This is a genomic window from Bradyrhizobium sp. HKCCYLRH2060 (genome assembly GCF_051168135.1).
In the GTDB taxonomy this organism is placed as follows: Bacteria; Pseudomonadota; Alphaproteobacteria; order Rhizobiales; family Xanthobacteraceae; genus Bradyrhizobium.
Genome location: NZ_JBNPUK010000011.1, coordinates 267,157 through 281,887 on the forward strand (window position 1 = coordinate 267,157; position 14,731 = coordinate 281,887).

12 protein-coding genes are annotated in these 14,731 nt (G+C 66.6%); 8 read left to right on the forward strand and 4 right to left on the reverse strand.

Annotated elements, in window-relative coordinates; genetic code table 11:
- Positions 1-3: 3 nt before the first annotated feature.
- From ACQR10_RS22230 to ACQR10_RS22245, 4 genes are all read right to left on the reverse strand, one after another.
- Positions 4-879: an ABC transporter permease gene (locus ACQR10_RS22230; RefSeq protein ID WP_316178315.1), complete on the reverse strand. Its 876-nt coding sequence runs from the start codon at positions 877-879 to the stop codon at positions 4-6.
- The gene (locus tag ACQR10_RS22235) at positions 879-1,661 is read right to left on the reverse strand and encodes an IclR family transcriptional regulator (RefSeq protein WP_315802277.1); all 783 of its coding nucleotides are present in this window, start codon (positions 1,659-1,661) and stop codon (positions 879-881) included. The genes ACQR10_RS22230 and ACQR10_RS22235 overlap by 1 nt, the downstream gene beginning before the upstream one ends.
- Positions 1,662-1,814: 153 nt before the next feature.
- Positions 1,815-5,360: a molybdopterin cofactor-binding domain-containing protein gene (locus tag ACQR10_RS22240; RefSeq protein WP_316217236.1), complete on the reverse strand. Its 3,546-nt coding sequence runs from the start codon at positions 5,358-5,360 to the stop codon at positions 1,815-1,817.
- Positions 5,360-5,842 carry a (2Fe-2S)-binding protein gene (locus ACQR10_RS22245; protein ID WP_315802279.1) on the reverse strand — a complete coding sequence of 161 codons (483 nt, stop codon included), beginning with the start codon at positions 5,840-5,842 and terminating at the stop codon, positions 5,360-5,362. Before ACQR10_RS22245 ends, ACQR10_RS22240 begins: the two co-directional genes overlap by 1 nt.
- A 285-nt stretch (positions 5,843-6,127) precedes the next feature.
- On the opposite strand from ACQR10_RS22245, the gene ACQR10_RS22250 reads away from it, so the two are divergent.
- The 8 genes from ACQR10_RS22250 to ACQR10_RS22285 all read left to right on the forward strand — a co-directional run bounded on the left by ACQR10_RS22250 (position 6,128) and on the right by ACQR10_RS22285 (position 14,404).
- Positions 6,128-7,579: a 6-hydroxynicotinate reductase gene (locus ACQR10_RS22250; RefSeq protein ID WP_316217235.1), complete on the forward strand. Its 1,452-nt coding sequence runs from the start codon at positions 6,128-6,130 to the stop codon at positions 7,577-7,579.
- On the forward strand, positions 7,576-8,463 hold the full coding sequence (locus ACQR10_RS22255) for a UPF0280 family protein (RefSeq protein ID WP_316217234.1): 888 nt from the start codon (positions 7,576-7,578) through the stop codon (positions 8,461-8,463). Before ACQR10_RS22250 ends, ACQR10_RS22255 begins: the two co-directional genes overlap by 4 nt.
- 39 nt (positions 8,464-8,502) lie before the next feature.
- Complete coding sequence (locus ACQR10_RS22260) at positions 8,503-9,087, forward strand: amino acid synthesis family protein (RefSeq protein WP_316217233.1); 585 nt, start codon at positions 8,503-8,505, stop codon at positions 9,085-9,087.
- A 27-nt stretch (positions 9,088-9,114) separates the two neighbouring features.
- Positions 9,115-10,317: an ABC transporter substrate-binding protein gene (locus tag ACQR10_RS22265; RefSeq protein WP_315802283.1), complete on the forward strand. Its 1,203-nt coding sequence runs from the start codon at positions 9,115-9,117 to the stop codon at positions 10,315-10,317.
- 182 nt (positions 10,318-10,499) lie between these two features.
- A complete protein-coding gene (locus ACQR10_RS22270) occupies positions 10,500-12,386 on the forward strand; it encodes an ABC transporter permease (protein WP_316217232.1) in 1,887 nt (628 codons plus the stop codon).
- Complete coding sequence (locus tag ACQR10_RS22275; RefSeq protein WP_316217231.1) at positions 12,383-13,174, forward strand: ABC transporter ATP-binding protein; 792 nt, start codon at positions 12,383-12,385, stop codon at positions 13,172-13,174. Before ACQR10_RS22270 ends, ACQR10_RS22275 begins: the two co-directional genes overlap by 4 nt.
- On the forward strand, positions 13,171-13,875 hold the full coding sequence (locus ACQR10_RS22280; protein ID WP_316217230.1) for an ABC transporter ATP-binding protein: 705 nt from the start codon (positions 13,171-13,173) through the stop codon (positions 13,873-13,875). The genes ACQR10_RS22275 and ACQR10_RS22280 overlap by 4 nt, the downstream gene beginning before the upstream one ends.
- 13 nt (positions 13,876-13,888) lie before the next feature.
- Entirely contained in the window at positions 13,889-14,404 is a 516-nt protein-coding gene (locus ACQR10_RS22285; RefSeq protein WP_316178332.1) for a MarR family winged helix-turn-helix transcriptional regulator, read from the forward strand.
- Positions 14,405-14,731 lie beyond the last annotated feature (327 nt).

Below are 14,731 nucleotides of genomic sequence, written 5' to 3' on the forward strand. Positions count from 1 at the left end.
CCCTCATTGCAGCTCGCGCTGGCCCGAGACGAGGCCGAGCACGTGATTATACGCGATGACGAGCGAGAGCGAAATGACGAGCAGCACCATGCCGAGCGCAGCCGCGAAGCCGACGTTGAAGTTGGCGGAGATCTGCTGGTAGATCAGGATCGGCAGGGTCATGACCTGGAAGCCGCCGAGCAGGATCGGGGTCACATAGGCGCTGATCGCGAGCGCGAACACGAGCAGCGACCCGGCGAGGATGCCGGGCAGGCTGAGCGGCAGGGTGACTTCGAGAAAAGCGCGCCACGGGCTGGCGCCGAGATTCTCCGCCGCCTGCTCCAGCCGTTCGTCGATGCGGCCGATCACGCCGGTCAGCGTCAGCACCATGAACGGCACATAGATGTGGACGAGGCCGATGATGATGCCGGTCTCATTGTACATCAGCTGCAACGGCCTGGTGACCAGCCCGAGCGAGGTCAGGATCTGGTTGATGACACCCTTGTCGGACAGCAGCGTCATCCAGGCGAAGGTACGCACCACGATGCCGGTCAGCATCGGCGCCAGCACGGCCATCAGCAGCAGCGCGTGGCCGGTGCGGCTCTTGATCCGCGCCATCCAATGCGCGAGCGGATAGCCGATCATGAGCGCGGCCAGGGTCGTCCAGAGGCCGATCCGGATCGTGGTCCAGATCACCTCGAGATAGTAGCCGTCATCGCCCATGCGGGCATAGTGCCTGGCGGTGAGGGCGACGTTCGGCATGACCACGGGGTTGCCGGTCAGGACGCTCATCACCGCCATCAATCCGATCGGCAGGAAGAAGAACAGCGCAAAAAGCAGCGCGCTCGGCAGGATCAACAGCGCCAGGCTGTTGACGCGCGGCGCGCTGCTGCTCGTCATCAGGAGGCCAGTCCGGCCAATTGCTCGATGGTCTGGCCAAGCGGATCGCCGGTCATGCGCCGCAGCTTTGCGGCCATGCTGCCGAGCTCGCGACGGACATTGGCACGCTCGATCTCGGTGGTGGCCTGGACCGAGTAGGAGACGGCGATGCCGATCAGCTCACCGCTCTCGCCGCTCGCCAGCGCAAAGCCCTGCGAGCCGACGCCCTCGATGGCCTCGTCGGCGGCGTCCGAGATGCCGGTCCGGCGGATCTCGTTCAGCCGCGCCATCAGCTCGGTGAAGTTCTGCGGCGAGTTGGCCGGGACCTTCGGATAGTCGAGCGGCACGCGCGCCCGGATCTCCTGGTCCGACAGACGCGCCAGCATGGCGCGGCCGTTCGAGGTGATGATGGCCGGCGTGCGCTGGCCCGGCGGGTTGACGACGCGCAGCGGGTTGGAGCCGGGCACGATGCGCAGCACCACCTGCTGATAGCCGTCGAGCACGGCGATGTAGCCGGTGTGTCCGGTGCGCGCGCAGACATCACGCAGCTCGCGCTCGGCGGTGGCGATCAGGTCGTCATGGGCCCGGTGCAGCCGCCCGAGCTCGAAGGTGAGCAGGCCCGGCCGGTAGCGGCGGCTGTGCGGATCCTGCTCGAGCAGGCCGCAATCGCGCAGCGAGCGGAGCAGGCGTGAGGTCGAGCTCTTCGGCTTGCCGGTCAGGACCTGGACGTCGGCAAAGGAGAGGTCGGGCCGCGCGGTCGAGAAGCAGCGCAGGATGTCGATGGCGTTGGTCAGGGCGCTCATGATGATACCGTTTGTTCCATTTTTTGGAACGTAGTCCCGAATTCTAGAAGCGGCAGGGCGACTGCCGCAAGGCGAAATTACTGGCAAGCAGGTGCCCGAATGCGCGTCAGGGTGGTGGGCGGGGCGCCGGGCGCTGAAGGAGCATGCTCGGCCTCACTGCACCGCGGCCGACCTGATGCGACCGATGACGGCGTCCACGTCCGTCCAGGCCGGCTTGTCCGGGGCGAATTGCTGACGGAGATAGGAGACGAGTTCGGCAAGCTGGACGTCGCTGAGATGGTCCTTGAACGCCGGCATGTAGCCGAGATCGGACGAGGCCGGCTTCATGATCCCGTGCAGGATCACCTGGATCAGGTTGTCGGGTGTGGCGCTGTGCAGGTTGCTGTTCAGCGCCAGCGAGGGCCGGCTGCCGAACAGCGGCAGGCCGCCGATCTCGTGACAGACCGCGCAGGCGCCGAGATAGAGCCGGGCGGCCGGAGATGCCGCCGAGGTCACCCTGGTGCGCGCCTCCAACTCCGCTGCCGTCGCCTCCAGCTTCGCTGCCTCGGGCGAGGGCGTCTGGAAGGAGGCGAGATAGACCGCCATGGCCCGAATGTCTGCGTCGGGCAGCGTCGCGAGATCCTTCACGATCGGCGCCATCGGACCGGCGGCCACGCCATGGAGGCGCGACTGACCGGAGCGGAGATAGGTGTAGAACTCGTCCTCGGTCCACGGGATCGGGGCAGTCGAGAGCGCGGTCAGCGCGGGGGCTTCCCAGCCCTCCGCGAAGCCGCCAGCCAGATATGCGTTGCGCTGCTCGGCACCGAGCGCATTGCGCGGCGAATGACAGGCGCTGCAATGGCCGAGGCTTTCGACGAGATAGAAGCCGCGATTCCACTGTTCCGATTGGGTTGGATCAGGCCTGAACGGCTGGGTGTCATGAAACAGCGCGTTCCATCCGGCGATCAGCGGCCGCAGGTTGAACGGGAAGCGCAGCGCGTTGTCGGGCGCCTGCTGTCTCACCGGCACCTGTGCCATCAGGTAGGCGTAGAGCGCCTGCAGGTCGGCCTCATCGGTTCGCGCGAAATGGGTGTAGGGAAACGCCGGATAGAGCTGCCGGCCGTCGCGATGCACGCCCTCGCGCATGGCGCGCTCGAAGGCGGGATAGGACCAGGCGCCGATGCCGGTCTCGACGTCGGGCGTGATGTTGGTGCTGAACAGCGTGCCGAACGGCGTCTCCAGCGCACGGCCGCCGGCATTGATCAGGCCGCCATCCGCGGTGTGACAAACCGCGCAATTGCCGAGCGCCGCGAGTGCCTCGCCGCGTGCGATCGTCGCGGCGGAATAGACCGAGGGATCGGGGCGCGTGATCGGCGCGATGGCGCGCCAGGGCAACACGGCGGTGGCGACGCCGATCGCCGCGGCGCAGGCCGCGACGGCGCTGGCGATCACGCCGCCCCGCCTGGCAAAGGGCTTGAGCCATGTGGTCGCCGGTCTTTCAGGGGCGGGCAGCGACTGCGGCGCCGGCGTCTCGACCTGTTCGCCGCGCAGCCCTTTCAGAATGCGCTCCGGCGTGAATGGCGGCTCGCGGAAGCGGACGCCGGTGGCGTCGTAGATCGCATTGGCGATCGCGGCGGCGCTCGGCACGGACGCGGACTCGCCGACGCCGAGCGGCGGCTGATCCGGTCGCCGCAGCATCAGCACGTCGATCTCAGGCAAATCGGGGAAGGTGATGATCGGATACGCCCCCCATTCCCGGGCCGCGACCTTGCCGCGCGAAAACGGAATCTCCTCCATCAGCGCCCGGCTGGTGGATTGGATGACGTTGCCTTCGATCTGGTGGCGTACGCCGTCCGGATTGATCATCAGGCCGGAGTCCTGGCCTGCGATGACCCGCGTGACGCTGACGTCGCCGGTCGTCGTATTCACCGCGACATCGGCGATCCACGCCGACCAAGCCGCGCCGTAGCCGGGAAACTTGCTGTGGACGTAGAGCGCATAGGCGAAGCCGCGGCCATGGACGACGCCGTTCTCGGGCGCCTTATCTTCCCGCACGGGGCGCGGCGTCCAGCCGGCGCGTTCGGCCACGGCGTTCACGAGATCACGCGCGCGCTCGTCCTTCAGATAGCGCAGCCGGTATTCGATCGGGTCGACGCAAGCCTCCGCCGCGAGCTCGTCGATATAGGACTCATGCGCGAAGGTGTTGGGCAGCGCCGAGACGCCGCGGATCCAGGACGCACGCACGATCGGCGGCATGTCATGCGCAGTGACGCGCATGTGGTCGTAGTCGTAAGGCGGGATCGCGGTGCGATCGCCCATCTCGAACACCGCAGGCTCCGGCGCGATGCGGCCGGTCAGCAGCAGCGCCAGCGTCGGCGCGCCGTTCGAGGGATAGCGCGTGGCGAACTCATAGGCCGCAACCGAGCCATCAGCATTGAGGCCGCCATTGACGTCCATCAGCTGTGCGGTGCCCTTGGGCTCCCACAGATGCTCTTGCTCGCGCGACAATTGCACCCGCACCGGACGGCCGACCGCGCGCGATAGCAGCAGCGCATCGGCGGTAACATCGTCGGCGCAGTTGCGGCCATAGCAGCCGGCGGCCTCCAGCCGGATCAGCTCGATGTGATCCTCGGGACAGTCGATCAGCTTGGCGAGATCGCCGCGCAGGATGTGCGGATTCTGCGTGCCGGAATAAATGCGGGTCTGCCCGTCGCGATAGTCGGCCACCGCGCAGGACGGCCCGATCGAGCCGTGCATCTGGTAGGGCCAGAGATAGGTCCGCCGCATCGGCTTGGCGGCGCCGGCGATGGCGGCATCGACATCGCCCTTGTCGAGCAGCCGACGCGGCTCGGACGGATTGGCGCGCAGCGCGTTCTCGACATCGTCGAGGTCGCGCAAGCTCGGCACCGGCTTCCAATTCGCCTGGAGCCGCTCGGCGGCGAGGATCGCGTTCTCCTCGCGCTCGGCGACGACGCCGATGAAGTCGCCGATGACGACGACGTCAACCAGGCCCGGTACGTCGCGCACCGACTCCCTGTTGACGCCAAGAAGGCTGGTGCCGATGAAGGGGCCGGCATCGACACCGGCATAGGGTGGACGCACGACGCGGCCATGCAGCATGCCGGGGACGCGAACGTCATGGACATAAGTGAGTTCACCGGCCGCCTTTGCCGGCAGATCGACGCGCGGCACCGACCGGCCGACGACCTGATAGTCGTTCACCGACTTGACGACGATATCGTCGGCGAGGGCGAGGCGGAACGTCTCATCGCCGATCAGCTCGCCATAGCTGAGCACGCGGTTGTCGGGACCGCGGACCAGTCCGTCCTCGACCCTCAAATCCACGACGTCGAGGTCGAGTTGCGCTGCCGCCCGCGCCAGGAGGAAGGCGCGGGCCTGCGCCGCAGCCTTGCGCAGGGGCACGGCGGTGATCTGAATTGTCTCGCTGGCGATGGTTGCGCCCTGATTCGGCACGACCGCGGTGTCCCCGAGCACGACCACGACACGGGCGAAGGAGACATCCAGCTCTTCCGCGACGATCTGTCCCAGCGCGGTTCGGATGCCGGTGCCGAGATCGACGTGGCCGTTGAAGGCGGAGACCTCGCCTGCGGCCGTGATCCGGATGAAGGTTTCGAACCGGCCATCGTTGCCGGCGATGGGACGTTCGACAACCAGCCAGCCGCGAGGCGTGTCGGCGTCCTTGGTGAGGCGATCGTTCATCAGTCCAGCGCCTCGAGCGTGTGGCCGGCCGCGCGCATCGCCGCGCGGAGGATCTCGACATGGGCACCGCAGCGGCAGAGATTGTAGCGCAGCGCCTGCTTGATCTCGTCGCGTGACGGATCGGGCTTGATCGCCAGCAGCGCCTTGGTCGTCATGATCATGCCGTTGAGGCAGTAGCCGCATTGCGCGGCCTGCTCGGCGATGAAGGCCTGCTGCACCGGATCGGGCGCCTCGCGCGAGCCCAGCCCTTCAAGCGTGGTGACGTCGCGGCCGATGCAGCCTTCCACCGGAATGACGCAGGAGCGGGCGGCACGGCCGTCGATCAGCACGGTGCAGGCGCCGCATTCACCGAGGCCGCAGCCGTATTTCGGACCGTTCAGAGCGAGGTCGTTGCGCAGCACATGAAGCAGGGGCGTGTCCGGCGCGGCCGCAACGTCATGCGCCCGTCCGTTCACGGTCAGCCGAATCGTTGCTGGCGTCATGCCCTTCTGCCGTCCGCTGTGCTATCGTTAACGAGGATGCGATGGTGATCGCTCCGAGCGTATCGTTTGTGTACTAACATGCAAGTGCCACGTTTTGCGCTGCAGCGTGTGCACGATTTGTCGTCATTGTGCAGGGCAAACTGATCGTTTATCCGGCAATCGTGCTTTTCGTTCGCGGTGGCGCTTGACAGTCGGCGGAGGGGCGCGACATCATTCGTATACGAACGAATTGCCGCGGCGTGCGGACGGTTGCCGTCAACTCCGCTTCAAGATGGGCTTCTCTGCATGGTGACTGAGACGGCGAGCGAAGGTGCAGGGGACAAGATCCGCTGCGATGCCTGTCCGGTGATGTGCTACATCAAGCCGGGCGCGGCTGGCGCCTGCGACCGCTATGCCAATCAGGACGGTGTGCTGGTGCGCGTCGATCCGCATATCCTGCTGGAGCGCACGGTGTCGCATGGCGGCAAGCTGGTGCCGTTCCAGGCGAGCGGCGACTGGGACGGCAAGATCGTGCATCAGCCGGAGCTGTTCGTCACCGCGATCGGCGCCGGCACCACCTATCCCGACTACAAGCCCGCGCCGTTCATCGTGTCCTCGCAGGTCGAGGGCGTCGACATGGTCACGGTCGTGACCGAGGGCATCTTCAGCTATTGCGGCGTCAAGGTGAAGATCGATACCGATCGCTATCTCGGCCCGGAAGCGGCGACGGTGCGGGTCGACGGCGAGGCCGTCGGTCACGTCACGACCAGCGAATACGGCTCGCAGATGCTGTCGCTCGGCGGCGTGCATCATCTCACCGGCGGCTCCAAGAAGGAGGGGCGCGTCACCTGCGACGCGCTGATGGACCTCAGCAACCGCAAGGCCGTCGAGCTCGTTGTCGACGGCGGCTCCAGCGTGATCGTGCAGGCGGGGCAGCCGCCTGTTGTCAACGGCGTCAAGGAAGAGCGCATGCGCGTCGGCTGCGGCTCGGCCACGATCGGCATGTTCGCCAAGCAATGGCAGGGCAAGGTCGACGAGGTCGTCGTGGTCGATGATCATATCACCGGCGTGCTGTCGGAGCACCAGGCCGGCAAGCTGCTCGACATTGCCGCGACCGGCATCAAGATGAAGGGACGGCGCTCCACGCCGGGCCGTTACTTCCAGGTGGCGCAGCCCGGAACCGGCTGGGGCGGCACCGACATCTCCGATCCGCTGTCGATTCTCGGGCCGTTCGATGCGAAGACGGCGAAGCCCGGCACGACGCTGCTGATGGTGTCCACGACCGGCGAACACGCCGGCTACTACGTGCTCGACGAGTCGCTCAAGCCGGTGCAGCGCGAGATGCCGCCGGAGCTGCAGTTCTCGGTCGAGCGCATCCAGGAGAACTGCGAGCCGGCACTGTGCACCGTGCTGTTCATGGCCGGTGCCGGCGGCTCGCTGCGCGCGGGCGTCACCGACAATCCGGTGCGGCTGACGCGGTCGGTCAAGGATACGCTGACGCGGGTCACGAGCGGCGGTGCGCCGGTCTATGTCTGGCCGGGCGGCGGCATCACCTACATGGTCGACGTGACCCAGATGCCGGCCGGCGCCTTCGGCTATGTGCCGACGCCGGCGATCGTCGCACCGATCGAGTTCACGTTGAGGCTATCGGACTACGCGGCGCTCGGTGGGCACATGGACTACGTCCAGCCGCTCACGTCGCTCAGGGATGTCAGCAAGGACATTCGCCAGCTGCCGTGGCCGAGGCCGGGCGCATGACCCGGCAGCCACAGATCGCCTTGTTGCCCGAGCGGCGGCTGCATCTGCAGGACGGCCCGATCGATCTGATCATCGGCGCCGACGCCGCCGATGGCGATATCCGCGCGGCCTATCGTGCGGCGGCCGAGCGTTTCACGGGTCTCTTGGACGAGCTGTGTGCGGAACTGTCCGATCTGCGCAAGGGAGCCGATCACGATCGTTGCCCATTGAAAGGCGTCGTTGCGCGGCGGATGCATGCGGCCGTGTCGCCGTTCGCGCGCGAGATGTTCATCACGCCGATGGCCGCGGTCGCGGGCAGCGTCGCCGAGGAGATTCTCGGCGCCATGCGCGGCGCGGCGAAGCTGACGCGGGCCTATGTCAACAATGGCGGTGACATCGCACTCCATCTGCGGGATGCCGCCACGTTCAGCGTCGGGCTGATGGACCGTCCCGACGGCGCAGGCGTGATGCGCAGGATGACGCTTCGTGCTGCCGATGCGATCGGCGGCGTCGCCACATCGGGCCGCCACGGCCGCAGCTTCTCGCTGGGCATTGCCGACGCGGTGACGGTGCTCGCGCGCAGCGCGGCGCAGGCCGATGCGGCGGCGACGGTGATCGGCAACGCCGTTGACCTTCCGGGTCATCCGGCCGTGCTTCGCCGACCCGCCTGCGAGCTGCAGCCGGACAGCGATCTCGGTGACCGCCTCGTCACATGCGAGGTCGGAGATCTCGGTGATGCCGAGATTGCCCAAGCGCTGGCCGTGGGCGAGCATCGTGCGCAGTCGCTGCTCTCGGCCGGCCTGATCGAAGGCGCCGTACTGCAGCTCCGCGGCAACATTCGCGTTGTCGGTCCGCGCGCGATCGAGATCGTTCGTCGGCCGCAGTTGCGGGCGGCGGCGGCGTGAGGTTTGATGCATGATGTGCAGGAACACGAAGGGTCGACGATGAGCGCCGTCATCAGAAAGATCGTGACCGTGGTCGAGGAAGTCCATCAGGAGATAGGCCGGACCGTGTCGCCGCCGACGCGGCGCGCGGCGGCAGTGGCGGTGATCGAGAATCCGTTTGCCGGCCGCTATGTCGAGGACCTCACGCCGCTGATCGCGATCGGCGAGGAGCTCGGCGAGATGCTCGCCAAGCGCGCCGTGGCCGCGCTCGGCATCGAGGGGCCGGCGGCGCACAGCTACGGCAAGGCCGCGGCCGTCGGCAGCGACGGCGAGCTGGAGCATGCCGCCGCGATCCTGCATCCGAAAATGGGCGCGCCGGTGCGCAAGGTGCTCGGCAAGGGCGCGGCGCTGATCCCGTCATCGAAAAAGCGCGGCGGCGTCGGTTGCACGCTCGACATCCCGCTCGGGCACAAGGACGCCGCCTTCGTGCGCAGCCATTTCGACGGCATGGAGGTGCAGATCAACGACGCGCCACGCGCCAACGAGATCATGGTCGCGCTCGCGGTCACCGACAGCGGGCGTCCCTTGCCAAGGGTCGGCGGGCTCACGGTCGCCGAGATCAAGGGCGACGACGGTCTAAGATAATTCAAATCAAAATTGGAGGCTGAAGGGATGCGACGGAGAACGATGCTTGCGGCAGGCCTGGGCCTTGCCGTTGCCGGATTGACGGGCACGGCGCGTGCCGAGGACGTCATCAAGATCGGCGAGATCAACAGCTACTCGCTGTTGCCGGCGTTTACCGAGCCCTACCGCAAGGGCTGGCAGCTCGCGGTCGAGGAGGTCAACGCGGCCGGCGGCATCAACGGCAAGAAGCTCGTCGTCGTCTCCAAGGACGACAGCGGCAAGCCGGCCGACGCGCAGACCGCTGCCAATGAGCTGGTGTCGAGCGAGAACGTGGCGATGCTCGCCGGCACGTTCCTGTCGAACATCGGTCTGGCCGTCAGCGACTTCGCCAACCAGAAGAAGGTGTTCTTCCTGGCGGCCGAGCCGCTGACCGACGCCATCACCTGGGCCAAGGGCAACAAATACACCTTCCGCCTTCGTCCGTCGAACTACATGCAGGCGGCAATGCTGGTGGAGGAGGCCGCGAAGCTTCCAGCCAAGCGCTGGGCCACCATCGCGCCGAACTACGAATACGGCCAGTCGGCCGTCGCCGTGTTCAAGAAGCTGCTCTCCGAGAAGCGCCCGGACATCCAGTGGGTCGACGAGCAGTGGCCGCCGCAGGGCAAGATCGACGCCGGTCCGGTGGTGCAGGCCGTCGCCGCCGCCAACCCGGAGGCGATCCTCAACGTCACCTTCGGCGCCGATCTCGTCAAGCTGGTCCGCGAAGGCAACACCCGCGGCCTGTTCAAGGACCGCAAGGTCGTCAGCTTCCTGACGGGCGAGCCGGAATATCTCGATCCGCTCAAGGAGGAGACGCCCGAGGGCTGGATCGTCACCGGCTATCCCTGGTATTCGATCAAGACGCCCGAGCACGACGCGTTCCTGAAGGCCTACCAGGCCAAGTACAACGACTATCCGCGGCTCGGCTCGATCGTCGGCTACCAGACCATCAAGTCGGCGGCCGCCATCCTCGCCAAGGCCGGCTCGACCGATACCGACAAGCTGATCGCCGCGGCCGAGGGACTGTCCGTTCCGTCGCCCTTCGGCGAGATCACCTTCCGCAAGATCGACCACCAGTCGACGCTCGGCGCTTATGTTGGCAAGACCGCGCTGAAGGACGGCAAGGGCATCATGGTCGACACCGTCTATCGCAAGGGCTCGGACTATCTGCCGAGCGATGCCGAAGTTTCCAAGCTCCGTCCGAAGGACTGAGTGAGGTCTTCCTGCCTCCTCCTCCCGCGGAGGAGAGCGGGCGGGGTGAGGGCGCGCGACGCCTGATCTACAGGTTCAGGCCGAGATCCCTCACCCCACGCTTGCTCGCCGGCTCATTGACAGGGCACACGAGCTCGAACGCGGCTCATTCGATACAGACGATCTCCTGACGCGGACCGCCCATGGCCTTCTATTTCGTCCAGTTCCTGACCGGCCTTGCCAGCGCAGCCTCGCTGTTCCTGGTGGCGTCGGGACTGTCGATCATCTTCGGCGTGACCCGCATCGTCAATTTCGCCCATGGCGCGTTCTACATGCTCGGCGCCTATGTGGCGTTCTCGCTTACGGAGCGGCTGTCTGGCTCGCTCGGCTTCTGGGGCGGCATCGTCGTGGCGGCGCTCGCGGTCGCGGCCATCGGCGTCCTCGTCGAGATCGTGCTGCTGCGCCGGATCTATCACGCGCCGGAGCTGTTCCAGCTGCTCGCGACCTTCGGCCTGACCCTGATGGTCGAAGATCTCGTGGTGCTGATCTGGGGACCGGACGATCTGGTCGGCCGCCGTGCACCTGGCCTCAAGGGGGCGGTCGACTTCTTCGGTCAGAACATCCCGAGCTACGACCTGTTCCTGATCGCGCTCGGTCCGATCGTGCTCGGGGTGCTGTGGCTGCTGTTCCAGCGCACCCGCTGGGGCGTCCTGGTGCGCGCGGCGACGCAGGACCGCGACATGGTCGCGGCGCTCGGCGTCAATCAGAAATGGCTGTTCACCTCGGTGTTCGCGGTCGGCGTCTTCCTCGCCGCGCTCGGCGGCGCGCTGCAGATCCCGCGCGACGCGGTCCATCACGCGATGGACCTGCGCATCATCGTCGAGGTTTTCGTGGTCGTCGTGATCGGCGGCCTCGGCAGCATCCTCGGCGCGTTCGTTGCCGCCGTGCTGGTGTCGGAGCTCAATGCTTTCGGCATTCTCATCTTCCCCACGATCTCGCTGATCCTCGTGTTCCTGGTGATGGCCGTCGTGCTGGTCGTGCGGCCCTGGGGCCTGTTCGGCAAGAAGGAGGCGCCGGCGCGCCGCACGCCGGGCCTGACCGTCATTCCGTGGCGCCCGCTGAGCTCGGTCGAGCGGCTGGCCTCTCTCGTCGCGCTGGCGCTGGCGGCGATGCTGCCCTTCATCGCCGGCAACTACGCGCTGACCGTCGGCGCCGAGATCGCGATCTTCGTGATCTTCGCGGCGTCGCTGCATTTCCTGATGGCGGTCGGCGGCCTCGCTTCGTTCGGCCACGCCGCCTATTTCGGCCTGGGCGCTTACGGCGTCGCGTTCCTCGCCAAGCTTGCGGGATTGCCGATGATTGTCTGCCTGCTGCTCGGGCCGCTGCTCGGCGCGCTCGGTGCGGCCGTGTTCGGGGCCTTCGCCGTGCAGCTCTCCGGCGTGTACTTCGCGATGCTCACCTTGGCCTTTGCGCAAATTGTGTGGTCGATCGCGTTCCAATGGGTCGCGGTGACCGGAGGTGACAATGGCATTCTCGGGCTCTGGCCGGAGAAATGGGCGGCGTCGCCGTCGCATTTCTACTGGCTCGCGCTTGGCGTCTCCGCCTTCGTCGTCGGCGTGCTGCGCCTGATCACCTTCTCGCCGTTCGGCTATGCCCTGCGCGGCATGCGGGACTCGCCGTTGCGCAGCGAGTCCATCGGCATCAACGGCAAGCGCATCCAGTGGACGGCCTTCATCATCGCCGGCACCACGGCCGGCATCGGCGGCGCCCTGTTCGCCTATCTCAAGGGCAGCGTGTTTCCGGACAACATGGGCATCTCGCTCTCGGTCGATGCGCTGGTCATGGTGCTGCTGGGCGGCGTGGAGACGGTGCCCGGCGCAATCTTCGGCGCCATCGTCTACAAGGCGCTCAACATCTGGCTGGTCAGCCAGACCGACTGGTCGAAGCTCGTGCTCGGCATCTTCATCGTGCTGATCGTGGTGGTGTTCCCGAAAGGTATCGTGGGTGTGGTCGAAACCGTCATGCATCGGCGTCGCGCACTGGCCCCCAAGGGCGCTTCGCTGTCGGCCAAGATGGAGGGCGCGCAATGAGCCCCGGCGTGTCGCTGCTCTCGGTCGAAGGCCTGTCGAAATCCTATGGCGGCATTCACGCGGTCCGCAACGTGTCGTTCACGCTGCGGGCCGGCGAGATCCTGGCGCTGATCGGCCCGAACGGCGCGGGGAAAAGCACCTGCTTCGACATGCTCAACGGCCAGAACGTGCCGGACAGCGGCCGCATCACGGTGATGGGGCAGGAGACCACGGGGCACAGGCCGCGCGAGGTCTGGCGGCTCGGGGTCGGCCGCACCTTCCAGATCACCGCGACCTATCCGACCATGACCGTGCGCGAGAACATCCAGGTCGCCCTGGTCTCGCATCATCACCGTCTGTTCGATTTCTGGAGCCCGATGATTTCAATCGAGCGCGGCGAGGCCGATCGCCTGCTCGATCTCGTCGGCATGGCCGGCTATGCCGAGCGTCCGTGCGGCGAGCTCGCCTATGGCGACCTCAAGCGGCTGGAGCTCGCGATCGCGCTGGCCAACCAACCGAAGCTCCTGCTGATGGACGAGCCGACCGCCGGCATGGCGCCGCGCGAGCGTGTCGAGCTGATGCGGCTGACGGCTGGAATCGCGCGCGAGCAGTCGATCGGCGTCCTTTTCACGGAGCACGACATGGACGTGGTGTTCGAGCATGCGGACCGCATTCTCGTGCTCAATCGCGGCAGCCTCATTGCCGAGGGATCGCCAGCCGAGGTGCGCGCCAACCGGGAGGTGCAGGCGATCTATCTCGGCGAAGGCCTGCTCTATGATGCCGATCATCGCGAGGGAGCGCCGGCATGAAGCTGTCCGTCGCCAATCTCAACAGCCACTATGGTCCGGCGCATATCCTGTTCGACATCGGCCTCGAGGTCGGCGAGGGCGAGGTGGTGGCGCTGCTCGGGCGCAACGGCGCCGGCAAGTCGACGACCTTCCGGTCGATCGTCGGCCTGGTCGAGCTGCGCGAGGGCCAGATCATGTTCGAGGGGCATGACATCTCGTCGGCGCCCACCCATGAGATCGTCCGCGCCGGCCTCGGCTACGTTCCGGAGGAGCGCCGCATCTTCACCGAGCTGACGGTGGAGGAAAACCTGGAGGTCGGGCGGCAGAAGCCGCGGCCGAATGCGCCGCAATGGACGCGTGAGAAACTCTATCAGTTGTTTCCCAATCTCGGCGAGATGAAGAACCGCCCGGGCGGCCGCATGAGCGGCGGCGAACAGCAGATGCTCACCATCGCCCGTACACTGATGGGCAATCCGTCGCTGGTGCTGCTCGACGAGCCCTCGGAAGGCCTGTCGCCGAAGATCGTCGAGCAGATGGTCGATGCGATCCTGACCATGAAGAAGGAAGGCGTCTCGCTGGTCGTCTCCGAGCAGAACCTGCATTTCGCCAAGCTGATCTCGGACCGAGCCTACATCATCGAGCGCGGCCGCATCTGCTTCTCCGGCACCATGACCGAGCTCGACGCGCGGCCCGACATCCGCGACGCGCATCTGTCGATCTGAGGCGAGGGAAGATATGGCCAAGAGTCCCCCGCCGAAGCGATCGGCGAAAGCCACGACGAAGACTGCGCCGAGGCCGCAGGCAAAGCCCGCTGCGAAGGCCACGGCCAAGGCGGCGAAATCAAACTACGTGCTCGACGATCAGATCGGCTTCATCCTGCGCCAGGTCTGGCAGCGCCACACCATGATCTTCGCCCGCGACATCGGCAGCAACCTGACGCCGACGCAATGGGCGGCCATGTCGAAGTTGGTCGAGACCGGACCGTGCTCGCAGAACCAGCTGGGACGGTTCACGGCGATGGACGTCGCGACGATCAAGGGCGTGATCGACCGGCTGACCGCACGCGGTCTCACCGAGACCAGCTCGGATCCGCAGGATGGCCGCCGGCTACTGGTGAGCCTGACCCGCGCGGGTCAGCAGCTCGCGGAGAAGACCGCGCCGCTGGCGCTCGCGATCTCCAAGGAGACCTTGGCGCCGCTGGATGCGAGAGAGCGCGAGAGCTTGCTGTCGCTGCTGAGCCGGCTGAAATAGCTGTTGCAAACCGCCCGCGTAGGGTGGGCAAAGCGAAGCGTGCCCACCATTCTCACCGAGAGCGCATCTGCACATGATGGGCACGCGCCGCCTGGCGGCGTCGCTTTGCCCACCCTACTTGTTTGCTCAGTCGCTATGAGCGCAGCCCGATACAGCACCCTCTCCCCTTGTGGGAGAGGGCATCTCCGGTCCATCCACATTCGCGATTGGATGAGGGGTATCTCTCGGCGAGCGAGACTCGCGGAGAGATACCCCCATTGGCGCTAACTTACCAAATTAACGCTTGGTATTCTCGTTTTCTTGGCGGCTCTCGGAGATGGCGTTGAA

Bases quoted from the DNA above. Each gene is read 5' to 3' on its own strand.
- ACQR10_RS22230 (WP_316178315.1), bottom strand. From the start codon at position 879: ATGACGAGCAGCAGCGCGCCGCGCGTCAACAGCCTGGCGCTGTTGATC.
- ACQR10_RS22235 (WP_315802277.1), bottom strand. From the start codon at position 1,661: ATGAGCGCCCTGACCAACGCCATCGACATCCTGCGCTGCTTCTCGACC.
- ACQR10_RS22240 (WP_316217236.1), bottom strand. From the start codon at position 5,360: ATGAACGATCGCCTCACCAAGGACGCCGACACGCCTCGCGGCTGGCTG.
- ACQR10_RS22245 (WP_315802279.1), bottom strand. From the start codon at position 5,842: ATGACGCCAGCAACGATTCGGCTGACCGTGAACGGACGGGCGCATGAC.
- ACQR10_RS22250 (WP_316217235.1), top strand. From the start codon at position 6,128: ATGGTGACTGAGACGGCGAGCGAAGGTGCAGGGGACAAGATCCGCTGC.
- ACQR10_RS22255 (WP_316217234.1), top strand. From the start codon at position 7,576: ATGACCCGGCAGCCACAGATCGCCTTGTTGCCCGAGCGGCGGCTGCAT.
- ACQR10_RS22260 (WP_316217233.1), top strand. From the start codon at position 8,503: ATGAGCGCCGTCATCAGAAAGATCGTGACCGTGGTCGAGGAAGTCCAT.
- ACQR10_RS22265 (WP_315802283.1), top strand. From the start codon at position 9,115: ATGCGACGGAGAACGATGCTTGCGGCAGGCCTGGGCCTTGCCGTTGCC.
- ACQR10_RS22270 (WP_316217232.1), top strand. From the start codon at position 10,500: ATGGCCTTCTATTTCGTCCAGTTCCTGACCGGCCTTGCCAGCGCAGCC.
- ACQR10_RS22275 (WP_316217231.1), top strand. From the start codon at position 12,383: ATGAGCCCCGGCGTGTCGCTGCTCTCGGTCGAAGGCCTGTCGAAATCC.
- ACQR10_RS22280 (WP_316217230.1), top strand. From the start codon at position 13,171: ATGAAGCTGTCCGTCGCCAATCTCAACAGCCACTATGGTCCGGCGCAT.
- ACQR10_RS22285 (WP_316178332.1), top strand. From the start codon at position 13,889: ATGGCCAAGAGTCCCCCGCCGAAGCGATCGGCGAAAGCCACGACGAAG.